This window comes from Cytobacillus sp. Bac17 (assembly GCF_024519925.1).
Classification (GTDB): Bacteria; Bacillota; Bacilli; order Bacillales; family Cytobacillaceae; genus Cytobacillus; species Cytobacillus pseudoceanisediminis.
In genome coordinates, this window is record NZ_JALJRC010000001.1 from 554,663 (window position 1) to 570,318 (window position 15,656).

The window sequence follows — 15,656 nt, forward strand, 5'->3', positions numbered from 1 at the left end:
TCTATTCTTCGATGTCACTTGATATGATTCTTCAATACTTCAAGGGCCATTTGGGCTGCATGCTGCTCCGCTTCTTTCTTTGATCGGCCGGTGCCTGTCCCAAGCTCCCTGCCATTTAGGGAAACAGTGGAAACAAATTCTCGATTGTGGGCAGGCCCTTTTTCCTGAAGGATTTTATATTCAATTGTACCTGCACCATCCCGCTGCACAAGTTCCTGCAACTGGCTCTTGAAATCCATCACATGCGAAAAAGCACCTGAATCAATCTTCGGAAAAACAACTTTCTCCAAAAAACCGACAACCGTATCTAATCCTTTATCCAGGTATAGTGCACCTATAAAGGCTTCAAATACGTCTGCAAGCAGGGCCGGACGGGTTCTTCCTCCTGTCATTTCCTCCCCTTTTCCAAGCAGTACCAGGCTGCCGAAGGACAATGCATGGGCAAATGAGACCAGGGATGGTTCGCAAACAACCGCTGCCCTCAGCTTAGTTAATTCCCCCTCGCTCATCATGGGATATTTTAGGTAAAGGAACTTCGAAACAGTCAGTTCCAGTACAGCGTCACCCAAAAATTCCAGTCTTTCATTGTCTTCATAGGGCTTTCTCCGATGCTCATTCACATAAGATGAATGGGTAAAAGCTTGCTTTAATAATTTTTCATTTTCAAATTGGATTCCGATTTCCGTCTGGAATTCTTTAAATTGTTTTTCGATTGCGCGAAATGATTTTCTTTCCTTATCCTTATTGCTGCGCATAATGCATCCACCTTGCTAATATTAATATTCTTTTTATTATTAGGGACATCTCAAAATGATGTTCTAGTTTTAACTAAGCCTGTTGATTGCCGCTGCATGTACTCAAGCTTCCGTGTGGGCTGCCTGGACTCCTCGACGCTCTGCGTCTGCGGGTCTCCCTTGGTATGCTGCTCCCGCAGGAAAGCTTCCTCGAACAACTGCGCACGAAGAAAATGCGGTAGCCTTTTCGGAGATCTCGCATCTTCCGCTCCAATCGCTCAATGTAAATATAGATAACTGCTCAAAACCCGCAAAAATTAAGTAAACTGAAATTCATATAAAGCTTAAATGGTCTTTTCTAAGTTTACGTAATAAAAATCAAAAACGCAAAAAAATTTCTATTTACAAAACACTTTTAAGTTTCATTCGGATACAGCCATCTTCACAGAAGAAAGCCCCGTTATTCAACGGAGCTTTTGCCTAACATATTTACTGTCCACAGCCACCTGCTGCCGTGCGACAGCTTTATCCATGCTGTCCTCTATGCCACAGGTAACACCGGACAGTAAACATCTGCTGATAAAAAATTGCTGCAGCGAGGGGTATACCCTCACTGCAGAGTGGTCCAACTAACGATTATTGGCTAGCTTTTATGTAATTTACAGCGTCACCGACTGTTGCGATTTTTTCAGCATCATCGTCAGAAATTTCCATGTCGAACTCGTCTTCTAATTCCATTACTAATTCTACTACGTCAAGGGAATCAGCACCCAGATCATCTTTGAAAGAAGCTTCCAATTTCACTTCAGACTCTTCTACACCAAGACGGTCCACGATGATCTTTGTTACACGTTCTAATACTTCTGCCATGCTTGTCACCTCCCCTCAAGTATTATAGATTATTTTTAGCCTTTATTGAAAGGTTTTATAAAAAATTTTGCATTACAAGCCTGTTACAAACTACATGACCATACCGCCATCAACATGAAGGGTTTGTCCTGTCATATAGCGGCTGTCCTCTGAAGCAAGAAATACTGCCACATTCGCAATATCTGCAGGGTCGCCAAAACGCGCCAAAGGAATTTGCTTAAGCATCTGCTCTTTTACATCCTCGTTCAGCTTATCAGTCATATCAGTTGTGATAAAGCCTGGTGCAATAGCATTGACCGTTATGCCTCTTGTTGCAAGTTCCTTTGCAGAGGTCTTTGTCAGGCCAATAACACCTGATTTGGCAGCGACATAATTAGCCTGGCCAGGATTGCCGCTGACACCAACGATGGATGAAATATTGATAATGCGGCCGCTGCGCTGTTTCATCATCTGCCTTGTAACAGCTTTTGTACAAAGGAATACACCTTTCAGGTTAATGTTAATAACATCATCCCATTCGTCTTCCTTCATTCTCATAAGCAGGTTGTCCCTCGTAATTCCAGCATTATTAACCAAAATATCAAGCTTGCCAAACTTTTCTACTGTTTCTTTAACCATGCTTGCCACGGAATCACTATTTGACACATCGCATTGGATAGCAAAAGCATTTCTGCCTAATGCTTTTATTTCATCAACGACTTCGTTCGCCCTTGCCTCACTTCCGGAATAGTTAACCGCGATATCTGCACCTTGCTTAGCAAGACCCAAAGCAATTTCTCTTCCGATTCCGCGGGAAGCTCCCGTTACTAATGCGGCTTTTCCCTCTAGCTTCATCTCATTTCCTCCTTCAAGGATTCTGTAACTGCCTGGCAGGATTCAGCATCGGAAACGGCATACGTTTTAAGGGAACGATCTACCTTTTTCACTAAGCCTGACAGTACTTTCCCTGGTCCAATTTCAATAAATGTATCTACTCCTAGCTCTATCATCCTGCGGATTGAATCCTCCCAGAGTACAGGTGAATACAGCTGTTCAATTAATCTGCTGTTTATTTCTGCAGCAGAAGTCATTTCAGAAGCCGTTACATTTGCAATGACAGGAACAACTGCATCTTTGATCTCAATATCGTCCAGGACTTGCCTGAACTTCTCCGCAGCAGGCTTCATTAATTCAGAATGGAAAGGACCGCTTACCTCCAGTGGAAGCACTCGCTTGGCACCTTCTTCTTTAGCCTTTGCAGAAGCTTGTTCAACACCTGCCCTTGAACCTGAAATAACAATCTGTCCAGGACAGTTCAAATTTGCGAGCTGAACCGGATTGCCGCCTGCAGTAACCTCTTCTGTGACAGCAGTAAGCTTGTCCCTGTCCAGTCCCAGTACCGCTGCCATTGTTCCCTCACCGTTAGGAACTGCTTCTTCCATGAACTCTCCTCTTTTACGGACAGCATAAACACCGTCCTCAAAGGATAGTGCTTCCGCTGCAACGAGTGCAGTATACTCTCCAAGGCTGTGGCCAGCCACAAAATCAGGTGCTACGCCAGATCTTTTAAAATAATCGAGTATGGCAATGCTAGTAGTCAACAATGCCGGCTGTGCATTTGTTGTTAACGTCAATTTTTCCTGAGGCCCTTCAAAAATAAGTTGTGATAGTGAAAAGCCAAGTTTTTGATCAGCACTCTCGAAAAATGATTTTACTTTCTCATCCTGTTCGGCTAATGCTTTTCCCATTCCCGCAGCCTGTGATCCCTGCCCAGGAAATAAAAAGGCGATTTTACCCATCGTGATTCCCCCCAAATAAAATAAGTTTATTTAACGGCTGTTTTTTCTGCTTCTTTTTCAACAGCTTCCTTAATCGTTTGAGCGACATTGTTTTCTACCATAACCCTGGTCTGTCTGACTGCACTGAATAAAGCAGTCGCATCTGAGGAACCATGAGCCTTAATAACAGGCGCCTTTAATCCGAATAATCCAGCACCGCCGTATTCCGAATAATCCATCTTAGATTTAAGCTGGTATAAATCAGGCTTTAAGGCAGCTGCTGCCAATTTCGTTTTAAAGCTGCTGGTCAGAGCTGTTTTTAGCATTTTAAACACAGAAAGAGCAGTACCCTCAATTGTCTTTAGGACCATATTTCCGGTAAAGCCATCTGTCACTACAACATCTGCAGCTCCCTCAAGCAAATCGCGTGCTTCCACATTACCGATAAAATTGATATCAGCATTCTTCAGCAGGTCAAATGTATTTTTCGCCAGTTCATTGCCTTTTTTCTCTTCAGTTCCTATATTTAGAAGGCCCACTCTAGGATTGGAAACACCCCGGACTTTTGCTGTATATATCGATCCCATGATCGCATATTGAAGAAGATGCTCAGGTTTCGCGTCAACATTCGCCCCTACATCCAGCAAAAGGAACCCTTCCCCGCCTATCGTTGGAAGCGTAGGTGATAATGCCGGGCGTTCAATGCCATCAATCCTTCCTACCACAAAAAGGCCTGCTGCCATAAGAGCACCCGTGTTTCCTGCAGAAATGCATGCATCCGCTTTACCGTCTGAGACAAGCTGCGCTGCAAGCACCATTGATGCATTTTTCTTTCTGCGCACAGCCCTCACTGGTTCATCATCCGGCAAGATGACTTCATCTGTATGTAAGATCTCAATCCGCTCGTTTGAAGTAAGGTATTCCTTTATTTTTGACTCATCGCCAACAAGAGTAATGTGTATATCCTTAAACTCTGCGGCAGCTTTCATTGCGCCAAGGACAATTTCCTTCGGGGCATTGTCGCCTCCCATTGCGTCTATGGAAATTTTCATGATGCTTCATCCTTTAGTGATTATTTTTTTCTGAACATGTCGAATTCGCCCTTAAATACCTGTTCGTTATTCACAAAGCTATTGACTTCAACAATCGTCCTCCCGCTGTCAACATCAATTGTAAGGACCTTGGCTTTAGCTATAACACGTTCATTTAATCGCACTGGCCTTGTGAATTGAATATTGGCTTTCGCTGTCAATGCCAGTTCATCATTTATTACAGCAACTGCCAGTGAGTTGGCCTGTGCAAACAAGTGATGCCCCCGGGCTATTCCATTCCGCTTGAATACATGTTCATTTTTTACATCGAAAATGGAAATTGCCGTTTTATCCAATTCTATATCTATTATTTCACCGATTATTTCTTCTATGGGTAAAGATCGGACTTCATCCTCGAAAGTTTTTTCAGCAACATGCTTGATTCTTTCCCGCAATTCCGGAATAGATAATTCCAGGCGGTCGAGCCTTATTGTCTGGACGCTGACAGTGAACTTTTCTGCAAGTTCCTCGTCCGTGACAAATGGATTTTCTTTTATTGTGTCCGTTAATAAATGCTGGCGTTCTTTTTTATTTCTTTTCATTAAAAATCCCACCGTCCGAGATATTAAGACTAGGTACTAATAGTAGTATATAATCAAAAAAAGCAGATTGCAAGGAAGAACTTTTCTGCAATCTGCTTTAAGTGTGATTGAATATTTGTTTAGCTTACATATTCTGTCCGTTGATTTCCGCTGGGAGGAACAGGAGCCTCCTCAGCCAGCACCGCACGAAGGAAATGCGAGAACATTTTTCGAAGATCAAGCTCCCTCCACTCCAATCAGCTCAGCGTGTGACATTCGATCCTTTAGTCCAGTTTTTCCCCTTCCAGCACTCCTGTTTCCTTTAAATAATTTCTCAAAGGCAGGTACTCATCTGAATGCCAGAATTCATGGGATTCAACAAGAGAAGCTGCATCGTTTCTGGCGGCTTCGAGAGCGCGGTAATCATGGACCATATCGGCGACTTTAAATTCCGGGAGCCCGCTTTGTTTTTTTCCGAAAAAGTCCCCAGGTCCCCTCAGCTCAAGGTCCTTTTCACTTAGTGCAAATCCGTCATTGGTTTCCGTCATGATTTTCATTCGTTCTTTTCCAACTTCCGATTTGGGGTCTGCTAAAAGAACACAATAAGATTGTTTATCTCCTCTCCCTACCCTGCCCCTTAATTGGTGCAGCTGTGCAAGTCCAAAGCGCTCAGCATCATAGATCACCATCATCGTTGCATTTGGGACATTTACACCCACCTCGACAACTGTAGTAGAAACAAGAATTTGAGTTTCATTTCGGCTAAAAGCCTTCATTACATTTTCTTTTTCATCTGGGTGAAGCCTGCCATGCATGAGGCCCACATCATAGCGGCCATGAAAATGATGCATCAATGTTGCATGGACATCTATAGCATTTTGAACATCCAGCTTGTCCGACTCCTCAATTAGGGGACATATCACATATACTTGCTGGCCTGCTGAAAGCTCCTTTTCCATAAAACCAAGTACTCTATCAAGCATTTCAGGTTTTGCCCAATAAGTTTCAATCGCTTTTCGCCCTGCCGGCATTTCATCTATGATGGAAACATCCATTTCCCCAAAAACAGTAATGGCCAATGTTCTCGGGATTGGCGTGGCAGTCATAAACAGAACATCCGGACTCTCGCCTTTTTCCCTGAGGATGCGCCGCTGCCCGACACCAAATCTATGCTGTTCATCAGTAATAACAAGCCCCAGTTTATTAAATTCCACTTCTTCCTGGATAAGTGCATGTGTGCCTATAAGAACATCAATTTCTCCATCCTTTAAATGCTGAAGAATTTCTCTTCTGCGCTTTCCTTTGACGGAGCTTGTCAGGAGTTCACATCGCAGGCCAAATGGCTCAAGCATCGTTTTTAAAGATTCCGCATGCTGCTCTGCAAGGATTTCGGTCGGCACCATTAAAGCTCCCTGGAAATCTGCTGTCCTGCTGGCAAATAGGGCGATCGCCGCAACAGCCGTTTTGCCGGAACCAACATCCCCCTGTAATAGCCTGTTCATCCGATAAGGCGATTTCATGTCAGTCAGAATCTCATTAACCACCCTTTTCTGGGCATTGGTTAAGGCAAATGGCAGAGAGTCTATAAACTCCATCAGCCTCGAAAGATCATAAGCTTGCGCAATCCCTTTAGACTGCTCTCTTTCAATCTTTCTTAGTGCCTGCATTTTTAATTGAAAATAGAAGAATTCTTCATAAACAAATCGCCGTCTTCCCTGTTTAAGTTCCTGATCATTGGCAGGAAAATGGAGCGATCTCATAGCATCTCGCCTATCCAAAAGCCTATATTGCAAAAGATATTTTTCAGGCAAAGTTTCTGATATCTCATTTCCATACTGTGAAAAAGCCAGTTTTATAAAACGTCTGATTCCCTTGACAGTGATATTTCCTTTCACAGCGTAAACAGGCTCAAAATCCTTGTTACTGGAGGCACTCCCTATTTTTAATTCATTGGCTGTTATGATCTGGCGGTGCTGGTCCCATTTGCCTGTCACTGTCACAGTTTCGTTCAATGTAATTTTATTCTTTAAATATGGCTGATTAAACATGACCACTTGTATCAGATATCTGCCTACAAGAACTCTCACAGTCAGCCTGGACCGTTTCCTTCCATAATAGGCGAGTGAAGGTTCACTGTGGATCTTTCCTTCCACAGTTACTCTTTCATCATGCTTAATCTCTTCCAGATCCTTGAGCCTGTAATCCTCATATCTATATGGGAAATATTCAAGCAAATCTTTTACAGTGTTTATGTTCATTTCAGCAAGTGATACTGCTGTTTCCTCCCCGATGCCTTTAACAGCTGTAACAGACTGATTATAATTTGGATTCACGTTTATTGAACGGCTGCCAAATATATTTTCTCAAGGCAGTCCGCCACCCCTCCCTGCTCAATTACTTTTAACTGCAGGCTTATACAGCGCCTGCTTTATAACTAGCACACTATAATCTAAATAGGCAAGTAAGCAATCTTTAACCAAATAAATTAATATTTCCGAAGTTCACTAAAATGTAATCGTTTTAAATGGACAAAAGCGAAGGCTGGGCCCTCGCTTTTTTTTTGTTTATTCGATTGAAAATATAAAAGAGTATAGCGGCTGTTTGCCATCATGCACTTCGACTTCAACATCTTCATACTTATCTTCAATATAGCTGATAAGTGAATCCACTTCCTCTTCTGCCGCATCTTCACCTTTTAATACGGTTAGGATCTCAGAGTCTTCATCAATCATTCCATCGAGAAGATCTTTGGCAGCCTGCACTCTATCCTTGTTCTTGACAACAATTTTCCCATCTGAGATGCCCATAAAATCATCTTTTTCAATTTCGAGGCCATCGATGCTTGTATCACGGACAGCAAATGTAATTTGGCCTGTCTTCACATGCTGAAGGGCATCTGTCATGCCTTCTTCATTTTCTGCGAGTCCGGCACTTGAATTAAAAGCAAGCAGGGCAGCCATTCCCTGAGGGACGGTCTTGGAAGGAACAACTACTGCTTCTTCTTCAGTCACTTCTGCAGCCTGCTGTGCAGCCATGATGATATTTTTATTGTTTGGCAAAATGATTACTTTCTTGGCATTCACTTCTTTGATGGCCTTTACAATATCTTCCGTACTAGGATTCATCGTCTGGCCGCCCTCAATGACTGCATGTGCTCCGATGCTTCGGAAAAGATCCGCAATCCCGCTGCCCATTGATACTGTAACGATTCCGTATTCCTGCTTTTCCTTTGGCTTAGCTTCAGCTGCCAATGGTGTAGGAACGTCATCAATCAAATTGGTGTGCTGCTGGCGCATGTTTTCAATCTTCATATTGATTAAGCTCCCATAGCGCTGTCCGTATGTCAGGCAATCTCCTGGCTGTTCAGAGTGGATATGTACTTTTACAAGCTGTTCATCCGCAATCACAAGAAGCGAGTCGCCATATTTGCTTAAGTCCTGGCGGAACTTGTCTTCTGAAAAAGGATTAGCAGATAGCTTTTCAGTTTCGAACTTGACCATAAACTCTGTGCAATAACCAAATTCAATATCTTCAGTGTTCATAAAACTATGAACATTTTTATGGTGTTCTGCGCTAACCAGGTCATCCATCTTTGGAAGGGCTGCTGGTGTATCAGGAAGTTTTTCGCCCTTGAGCTCTGCAAGGAATCCTTCATATACAAAAACAAGACCCTGCCCGCCGCTGTCTACAACCCCAACTTCTTTTAAGACAGGAAGAAGATCCGGAGTCCGGTTTAAAGAAGCCCGTGCTTCTTTTAACACTTCCTCCATAATCACTACGATATCATCTTCATTTTTTGCAGCCTGCACCGCTTTTTTAGCGGAATCTTTAGCAACGGTTAAAATTGTTCCTTCAACCGGCTTCATAACAGCTTTATAAGCAGTTTCTACACCTGAATTCAAAGCATCAGCAAACTCTTTGCCATTGATGGAAGATTTCTGTTCAATATGCTTTGAGAAGCCTCGGAACAGCTGGGAGAGAATTACTCCAGAGTTCCCGCGGGCCCCCATCAGCAAACCTTTAGAAAGAGCAGAGCCCACCTTCCCTATATGTTCCTGAATATTAGCTTTTACTTCCTTTGCACCGGAAGTCATTGACAAATTCATGTTCGTTCCTGTGTCTCCATCAGGAACAGGGAAAACATTTAACGCATCCACTAATTTTGCATTAGCAGATAAATGGTTCGCTCCTTGTATGACCATTTCGGCAAAAAGCTTCCCATCTAAATCTCTTTTTGACACAAGTCTTTCCTCCTCACTACGGGTTCGTTACACGAACTCCCTGAACGTAAATATTAACCGAGTCCGTACTTAGCCCAACTGTTTTATCAAGGGTGTATTTCACTTTAGATTGCACATTGTGGGCAACCTCGGAAATTTTCGTTCCGTAACTTACAATAATATACATATCGATATGTACTTCATCTTCTTCCTGGCGTACAATAACACCGCGGGTAAAATTCTCTTTTCGAAGTATATCTGTAAGGCCATCTTTAATTTGATTTTTAGAGGCCATCCCTACGATGCCGTAGCAGTCAACTGCTGCTCCGCCTGCGATTGTTGCAATTACGTCATTAGAGATATCAATTTGCCCGAAATTCGTTTTTAATTCGATGGACATGGTTCGTTCCCCCTTTGGAAATTGCTTTTAATAAAAGCTTCTTCAAGCGCTCCCGCTTTACGGAAACGCTGGCGTTCCCCCTTAATTGTAAAATGGAGGCAAGCTTGCTGTTAAAGGAGAATGCATCCTTTTCAGCTGGGCAGCGATCTTTCTAACTCCAAAGCTTTATGCATACCTTATGATATTTTACTATATGGGCTGTAATATTGAAAGCCATACTTCCCCATCCCTATTATAGCTCATGTTCCATACCCCTATGTCAAGGAAATTTTCTTGAAAGCAAACTATTGCAATCAGAAGGGTTGTATGATAAATTATTAAAGTATCTTTTAATGTCGAGATCCGAAACGGAATTCCTCATTAATTCAGATGGATGAATCTGACTATTGCAAATGAAAGCATTGAAAAATAGTTTCAGCTTATGCTTTTAGTAAGGAGGGAAACATACATGCCACGCAAATGTGTTGTAACTGGTAAAAAAACAACTTCAGGTAACGCACGTTCTCACGCGATGAACGCTAACAAGCGTACTTGGGGTGCTAACCTTCAAAAGGTACGTATTCTTGTAGACGGTAAACCTAAACGTGTTTGGGTATCTGCAAGAGCACTTAAATCAGGTAAAGTTGAGCGCGTTTAATCTGCTCAGGGACATCCTTTTAGGATGTCCTTTTTATTTTCCTTTTTATAATCCACTATTCATTCTCCCCCATTGAATCAAAAATAAAAGCACCCCAGAGAGGTGCCCAGTTTTTAATGCTATTTTCTTTTTCATTTATGGGAGTTTACCCCTTTTTGAAGGTCCCTAACATGGCACGCACAATGCCCCCTAAAAATTTAGGAAGTTTGATTGTATAAAATCTCATTACTCGTGTCCCTCCTCACGATCTTACGCATCCATTCTGTCCTTAAATCGTCTTTACCATCTTATTCAAATAACGAAAGATGAGTACTCATGATTACAAAAAATGATCAGAAAGCAATTCATGCCAGCACTCATATCCAGATTCCCAGCACCTTGCAGGGCAGCACTGGCCCGGCTCTTAATCCTTGCTTCTTACAACCATTAATATGCCTTCAGTAAAAGAAAAAGTACCACAATCATCAATAAGTTCATTGCTGATACAAAGAGTAGAACCGGCAGGGACGGTCCGATCTGTGAGCGGATACTTGAAATTTCTTAATGTGAGGCCCTTAATTTCCATTGTGATCGGGACAAAAGAAATGTATTTGAAATTTGGATTTTGCTTTATGGTGTATTCACCTGGAGCTTTAATATTAATCTTATTTTTTTTGTCAATAATTTCGACAGGAACAAAGTTTCCTTCAAGTACAGGCTTTATTAACAGCTGAATATTTGCAAATAAGTGGTCAAGCCGGCCGCCTGTGGCGCCAAACAGACGGATTTTCTCAGGATTTTGTTCCAGTGCCCAATTCAGGGCAAGCTCCATGTCGGTTTCGTCTTTCTCCGGCTTGAACCTGTTCAGCTCTTTTACTTTTTCTTCAATGATTAATAGTTCTTCATTTGACACAGAATCAAAATCGCCAAATGCCATTTTCGGCTGCATGCCATTTTGAATGAGTGTAAGCACTCCTCTATCTACCCCGACCCAAATGTCACCGGCATTACTGAATGAAGACAGTTCAGGCAGCAAATCCTCAGGGCCGCCAGCTAAAATATTTATAATCATTTCATATTGCTCCAATCATGATATATATCTTATATTATAAAAAGCCAGCTCTATTCAAGCTGGCTCTTTTTTATTTCGAACCTTTTAAAGCAGCAATCGCCACGGCTCTGTCTTTCTGATTATAAATTGCCGACCCGGCAACAAGCACATTCGCTCCAGCTTCAATGCACAATTGTGCTGTTTCTTCATTCACTCCGCCGTCCACTTCAATTTCAATATTTAGACCTTTTGCGTCAGCCATTTCCTTAACCGCCTTAATCTTAGGAAGAACGCCAGGGATGAACTTTTGTCCTCCAAAACCAGGATTAACAGTCATAAGCAATACCATATCAATATCATCAATAATATGCTCAATCATATTAACTGGTGTAGCCGGGTTAAGAACCACTCCTGCCTTGACCCCGAATGATTTAATAAAATGAATCGTTCTGTGAAGGTGTTTGCATGCTTCTGCATGTACAGTGATATAATCTGCCCCCGCATTAGCAAATGCCTCAATGTAGTTATCCGGATTTTCTATCATCAAATGAACATCCAGGGGCAGCTTTGTCACAGGACGGATTGCATCAACAATTAATGGACCAATTGTAATATTCGGTACAAAATGGCCGTCCATTACATCGACATGAATATAATCAGCTCCGCCGCGCTCTACATCTTTAATCTCTTCTCCCAATTTGGAAAAATCTGCCGATAAAATCGAAGGTGCGATTTTTACCATGAATTAATACCTCGGCTTTCTATCTTTTATTTCCTGCAGAAAGGTTTTGTAGTGTTCGTATCTGTAGGAAGGAATTTCACCGTTTTCACTGGCGGCCTTTACAGCGCATTTCGGTTCTGCCATGTGCAGGCAGCCTCTAAATTTGCATTGATCGCTTTTCTCCTGAATTTCCGGAAAGCAATAATTCAGATCCTCCAATTCGATATCTGTAAATTCAAGGGAGCTGAATCCTGGGGTATCAGCAACAAGCCCTTTCCCAACCTCTATCAGTTCTACATGCCTGGTTGTATGCTTTCCCCTGCCCAAATGTGAAGAAATATCATTTGTTTTCAGCTCTAAATCTGGTCTTAATACATTTAACAAAGATGATTTCCCCACACCTGACTGTCCTGCAAAAACGGAGATCTCGCCTTCCAGATATGGCATTAAGTCTTTAACGCCTTCTTCTGTTTCGGAGGAAGTCAGCAAAACATCATAGCCGGCTTTGCGGTAATCTGATGCATATTGCTGGATTTCCTTATACCCATGTTCGTCTGTCAGATCTATTTTAGTAATGCAGATGATTGGCTTTATACGATTGAATTCAACCAGCACCAGGAAACGATCTAATAGAGAGGTGCTGAAGCCCGGTTCAACAGCTGAAAACACTAGAATGGCCTGATCAACATTTGCAATTGGCGGACGGATCAGCTCATTTTTCCGTTCTTTTACTTCTAAGATGTATCCTTCTGTAATACTTTCTGCCTGAAACACGACTTCATCACCGACCAGCGGGTTAACCTTATTTTTCCGGAAAACTCCGCGGCCTCGGCACTGAATGATTTCATCTCCGCTAAAAACATAATAAAACCCGGCTAAGGCTTTAATAATTTTGCCCTCAGGCATAGCAACACTCCTTGCTTATGATTCTTCTTCCGGATAAGGGATTTCCTTTTCTTCAAAAACCTGGCCATCCCGCAGAACCTTATAAGTGGCATTCTGTCCGGGAGCAATTGTTATATCAATTGGGATTACCGTATCTTCATAAATCAGCTCTGTATGAACTGGTTCAGAACCAGGATTATTCATATCCTTAATGATAATCTGAACTTCATTTGGCTCACCTTCGGCTGCAGGCTCATAGGGAACGCTGATCTCAATATTTTCTGTCTTAGGAAGAAGTTCTTTTTTCCCTTTTGAAAGAACCACCGTCACTTTCTGTCCGCTTGCCAGGTTTGTGCCTGGTGCCGGATCCTGATTGATGACTAGTCCTTCTGGGACTTCCTCATGAAATTCTTCTTCTCCATATTCTACTTTTAATCCCGACGATTCTTCGTACTCCTGCAGCCCCTTTTCGTTATAGCCGCGCAGGTCTTTTAAGGCAATTGGCGCCGGACCTTTGCTGACAGTAAAAATCAATTCTGTATCCTCGGGAACGACAAGATCGCCTTCTGAGAAGTTTTGGTCCAGGATTGTCCCAGCCGGCTCACTCTCATTATTTTCTTCTGTTTTTTCAATGCTTTTAAAATTTTTGCTTTCAAGCAAGCGGACTACATCGTCGTATTGCCTGCCCTGGTAATCAGCTAATTCAAATTTTTCCTTGCCAGTGCTTTCATAGATATCAATGGAAGTTCCTTCTTTTACGGTTCTGCCTGCTTTCGGATCTGTTTTTACTACCAGACCTTCTTCCACATCAGGGTCACTTATCGGCTTTGTATCCCTAACCGTAAACCCAGCGGCAATAAGCTCTGCTACTGCGTCTTCCACCTCTTTTCCTGACACATCAGGAACCTGGACATCCTTGGGCGCAATAAGATCAGGTAAAACAGTTATGGCCAGGATGCCTAACACAGCCAGAAACAAAAAGACGGATACCAGAATAATTGGCCATTTCTTTTTCTTCTTTTTTTTCTTTTTTTCCTTCTTCTTCTTTTCAGGAAGAGGTTTTGCCACAGGCTGCGTGTCTCCCTTTGGATCCTTAGCATGTACAAGTGTTTCGTCCATGCTTTGGTATGGGCGGTCATCCGTAATAACAGGGATTGCCTTTGTAGCATCATCGTCAATCGGGACCATAAACTTTTCTTCATGAAGCCTTTCGGGTTCAAGCGCTGTACTGATATCCTCTTCCATATCTTCAACAGAATCATACCTGTGAAAAGGATCTTTAGCTGTCGCTTTTAAAACGATATTTTCAACACTTTGCGGTATTGAAGGATTCCATCGCTTAAGGGAAGGCGTCTCTGACTGCAGATGTTTGAGAGCTATTGATACAGCGGATTCACCTGAGAAAGGAAGCCTGCCAGTCAAAAGCTCAAACATAACAATGCCAAGGGAGTAGATATCAGACTTTCTGTTGGCCATCCCCCCCCTGGCCTGTTCCGGAGAAAGATAATGAACAGAGCCTAAAACAGAATTGGTCTGAGTTATACTGGTAGCGCTTAATGCCATGGCAATTCCGAAATCAGTAATCTTTACATTACCATGCCTATCTATCAAAATATTATGCGGTTTAATATCCCGGTGTATGATATGGTTTTGATGTGCATGAGATATGGCTGAGGTGAGCTGTTTCATAATTTCCAGCGAATCATCTATGCGAATCGGGCTGTTTTGCTGTATGTATTGCTTTAACGTTTGTCCATCTACATATTCCATCACAATATAATAGATTGAATCCTCTTCGCCAACATCATAGATACTGACGATGTTCGGGTGGGCTAAGCTGGTAGCTGATTGGGCTTCACGATGAAAACGGCGGATAAATTCTTCATCTTCGGCAAAATCCATCCGAAGCACTTTCACCGCTACATCTCGATCCAGAATCATGTCATGGGCCAGGTAGACATTTGCCATGCCGCCTCCGCCAATCATATCAAGAATCTTATAGCGGCCGCTTAATCTTCTTCCCTTAATCATCATTTATCATCCCGCTCTCATTGCTTTCAAAATACTCAGCAATCACGAGCGTAATATTGTCTTCGCCGCCATTATTATTGGCCTGTTCAATCAGCACTGAGGCTTTTTCCTCCAGAGTTCGTCCGCTTTTGAGGATTTCAATCATTTCAGCCACAGCTACCTTGTTGGACAAACCGTCAGAGCATAATAATAATAAATCGCCCTCTTCAAACGTTATGGTTTTGATATCCATCTCAACCGCTGCTTCAGTTCCCAATGCCCGGAGGAGCACATTTTTTCTTGGATGATGCTCAGCATCTTCCTTGGTAATCTGCCCGGACCTTACAAGTTCATTCACTAGGGAATGATCTTCCGTCAGCTGCTGAAAACCCGATTCATTCAAGATATAACATCTGCTGTCGCCGATATTGGCAATTGTCGCAAAACGATCAGTACAGATTGCAGCCACAACAGTTGTTCCCATGCCTTCACATTGTTCATTTTCTTTCGAATGTTCATAAAGAATGGTGTTGACCTCTGCAATATGCTTCCGCAGCCATCCTTCTGCCTCTTCGGCAGTCTGAAAATCATCTGTCTGATCCCAGAATCCTTTTAAACTTGTTAGCGTCATTTCGCTTGCCACATCGCCAGCCCGGTGGCCGCCCATGCCATCTGCTACGATGGCAAGGCGCTGCCCCTTGCTGTTCACATAGATGCCGCCATTATCTTCGTTATGCTGCCTGACTTTGCCTTGATCTGTCATAAAAACAGCTTTCATTC

The 15,656-nt window shown here is 42.6% G+C and carries 16 protein-coding genes; 1 reads left to right on the top strand and 15 read right to left on the bottom strand.

All coding sequences use genetic code 11. From position 1 onward, the window contains the following. Window positions 1–14: 14 nt before the first annotated feature. The 9 genes from rnc to NR125_RS02785 all read right to left on the bottom strand — a co-directional run bounded on the left by rnc (window position 15) and on the right by NR125_RS02785 (window position 9,593). The gene (rnc, locus tag NR125_RS02745) at window positions 15–755 is read right to left on the bottom strand and encodes a ribonuclease III (RefSeq protein ID WP_009330798.1); all 741 of its coding nucleotides are present in this window, start codon (window positions 753–755) and stop codon (window positions 15–17) included. Between the two features lie 615 nt (window positions 756–1,370). Further along, window positions 1,371–1,604 (bottom strand): acyl carrier protein, encoded by a 234-nt coding sequence (locus tag NR125_RS02750; RefSeq protein WP_009330799.1) that lies wholly within the window; start codon window positions 1,602–1,604, stop codon window positions 1,371–1,373. 90 nt (window positions 1,605–1,694) lie between these two features. Next, window positions 1,695–2,438, bottom strand: coding sequence for a 3-oxoacyl-[acyl-carrier-protein] reductase (gene fabG / locus NR125_RS02755; protein WP_009330800.1), 744 nt, complete (start codon window positions 2,436–2,438; stop codon window positions 1,695–1,697). Continuing rightward, window positions 2,435–3,382 carry an ACP S-malonyltransferase gene (gene fabD / locus NR125_RS02760; protein WP_009330801.1) on the bottom strand — a complete coding sequence of 316 codons (948 nt, stop codon included), beginning with the start codon at window positions 3,380–3,382 and terminating at the stop codon, window positions 2,435–2,437. Before fabD ends, fabG begins: the two co-directional genes overlap by 4 nt. A 26-nt stretch (window positions 3,383–3,408) precedes the next feature. Then, window positions 3,409–4,413 carry a phosphate acyltransferase PlsX gene (plsX, locus tag NR125_RS02765; protein ID WP_256814706.1) on the bottom strand — a complete coding sequence of 335 codons (1,005 nt, stop codon included), beginning with the start codon at window positions 4,411–4,413 and terminating at the stop codon, window positions 3,409–3,411. Window positions 4,414–4,433: 20 nt separating this feature from the next. Beyond that, a complete protein-coding gene (gene fapR / locus NR125_RS02770; RefSeq protein ID WP_019381743.1) occupies window positions 4,434–4,994 on the bottom strand; it encodes a transcription factor FapR in 561 nt (186 codons plus the stop codon). A gap of 263 nt (window positions 4,995–5,257) precedes the next feature. Next, window positions 5,258–7,306, bottom strand: a complete 2,049-nt coding sequence (recG, locus tag NR125_RS02775) for an ATP-dependent DNA helicase RecG (RefSeq protein WP_071156628.1) — start codon at window positions 7,304–7,306, stop codon at window positions 5,258–5,260. 231 nt (window positions 7,307–7,537) lie between these two features. After that, complete coding sequence (locus NR125_RS02780) at window positions 7,538–9,214, bottom strand: DAK2 domain-containing protein (RefSeq protein ID WP_009330805.1); 1,677 nt, start codon at window positions 9,212–9,214, stop codon at window positions 7,538–7,540. 16 nt (window positions 9,215–9,230) lie between these two features. Next, a complete protein-coding gene (locus NR125_RS02785) occupies window positions 9,231–9,593 on the bottom strand; it encodes an Asp23/Gls24 family envelope stress response protein (RefSeq protein ID WP_009330806.1) in 363 nt (120 codons plus the stop codon). Window positions 9,594–10,041: 448 nt separating this feature from the next. Here NR125_RS02785 and rpmB point away from each other — a divergent pair, with 448 nt between their 5' ends. After that, window positions 10,042–10,230: a 50S ribosomal protein L28 gene (gene rpmB, locus NR125_RS02790; RefSeq protein WP_019381740.1), complete on the top strand. Its 189-nt coding sequence runs from the start codon at window positions 10,042–10,044 to the stop codon at window positions 10,228–10,230. A gap of 145 nt (window positions 10,231–10,375) precedes the next feature. Here rpmB and spoVM read toward each other — a convergent pair whose 3' ends face one another. The 6 genes from spoVM to NR125_RS02820 form a co-directional block, all read right to left on the bottom strand. Then, window positions 10,376–10,456: a stage V sporulation protein SpoVM gene (spoVM, locus tag NR125_RS02795; RefSeq protein ID WP_019381739.1), complete on the bottom strand. Its 81-nt coding sequence runs from the start codon at window positions 10,454–10,456 to the stop codon at window positions 10,376–10,378. A gap of 177 nt (window positions 10,457–10,633) precedes the next feature. After that, the gene (locus tag NR125_RS02800) at window positions 10,634–11,281 is read right to left on the bottom strand and encodes a thiamine diphosphokinase (protein WP_009330808.1); all 648 of its coding nucleotides are present in this window, start codon (window positions 11,279–11,281) and stop codon (window positions 10,634–10,636) included. Between the two features lie 70 nt (window positions 11,282–11,351). Beyond that, window positions 11,352–12,002, bottom strand: coding sequence for a ribulose-phosphate 3-epimerase (gene rpe / locus NR125_RS02805; RefSeq protein ID WP_009330809.1), 651 nt, complete (start codon window positions 12,000–12,002; stop codon window positions 11,352–11,354). A gap of 3 nt (window positions 12,003–12,005) precedes the next feature. Continuing rightward, a complete protein-coding gene (rsgA, locus tag NR125_RS02810) occupies window positions 12,006–12,887 on the bottom strand; it encodes a ribosome small subunit-dependent GTPase A (protein WP_009330810.1) in 882 nt (293 codons plus the stop codon). A 15-nt stretch (window positions 12,888–12,902) separates the two neighbouring features. Continuing rightward, window positions 12,903–14,897, bottom strand: a complete 1,995-nt coding sequence (gene pknB, locus NR125_RS02815) for a Stk1 family PASTA domain-containing Ser/Thr kinase (protein ID WP_009330811.1) — start codon at window positions 14,895–14,897, stop codon at window positions 12,903–12,905. Continuing rightward, window positions 14,890–15,654 carry a Stp1/IreP family PP2C-type Ser/Thr phosphatase gene (locus NR125_RS02820; RefSeq protein ID WP_009330812.1) on the bottom strand — a complete coding sequence of 255 codons (765 nt, stop codon included), beginning with the start codon at window positions 15,652–15,654 and terminating at the stop codon, window positions 14,890–14,892. The genes pknB and NR125_RS02820 overlap by 8 nt, the downstream gene beginning before the upstream one ends. Between the last annotated feature and the right edge of the window lie 2 nt (window positions 15,655–15,656).

Excerpts from the sequence above, each read along its gene's own strand:
- rnc (WP_009330798.1), bottom strand. The coding sequence starts at position 755 with ATGCGCAGCAATAAGGATAAGGAAAGAAAATCATTTCGCGCAATCGAA.
- NR125_RS02750 (WP_009330799.1), bottom strand. The coding sequence starts at position 1,604 with ATGGCAGAAGTATTAGAACGTGTAACAAAGATCATCGTGGACCGTCTT.
- fabG (WP_009330800.1), bottom strand. The coding sequence starts at position 2,438 with ATGAAGCTAGAGGGAAAAGCCGCATTAGTAACGGGAGCTTCCCGCGGA.
- fabD (WP_009330801.1), bottom strand. The coding sequence starts at position 3,382 with ATGGGTAAAATCGCCTTTTTATTTCCTGGGCAGGGATCACAGGCTGCG.
- plsX (WP_256814706.1), bottom strand. The coding sequence starts at position 4,413 with ATGAAAATTTCCATAGACGCAATGGGAGGCGACAATGCCCCGAAGGAA.
- fapR (WP_019381743.1), bottom strand. The coding sequence starts at position 4,994 with ATGAAAAGAAATAAAAAAGAACGCCAGCATTTATTAACGGACACAATA.
- NR125_RS02785 (WP_009330806.1), bottom strand. The coding sequence starts at position 9,593 with ATGTCCATCGAATTAAAAACGAATTTCGGGCAAATTGATATCTCTAAT.
- rpmB (WP_019381740.1), top strand. The coding sequence starts at position 10,042 with ATGCCACGCAAATGTGTTGTAACTGGTAAAAAAACAACTTCAGGTAAC.
- spoVM (WP_019381739.1), bottom strand. The coding sequence starts at position 10,456 with ATGAGATTTTATACAATCAAACTTCCTAAATTTTTAGGGGGCATTGTG.
- NR125_RS02800 (WP_009330808.1), bottom strand. The coding sequence starts at position 11,281 with ATGATTATAAATATTTTAGCTGGCGGCCCTGAGGATTTGCTGCCTGAA.
- rpe (WP_009330809.1), bottom strand. The coding sequence starts at position 12,002 with ATGGTAAAAATCGCACCTTCGATTTTATCGGCAGATTTTTCCAAATTG.
- rsgA (WP_009330810.1), bottom strand. The coding sequence starts at position 12,887 with ATGCCTGAGGGCAAAATTATTAAAGCCTTAGCCGGGTTTTATTATGTT.
- pknB (WP_009330811.1), bottom strand. The coding sequence starts at position 14,897 with ATGATTAAGGGAAGAAGATTAAGCGGCCGCTATAAGATTCTTGATATG.
- NR125_RS02820 (WP_009330812.1), bottom strand. The coding sequence starts at position 15,654 with ATGAAAGCTGTTTTTATGACAGATCAAGGCAAAGTCAGGCAGCATAAC.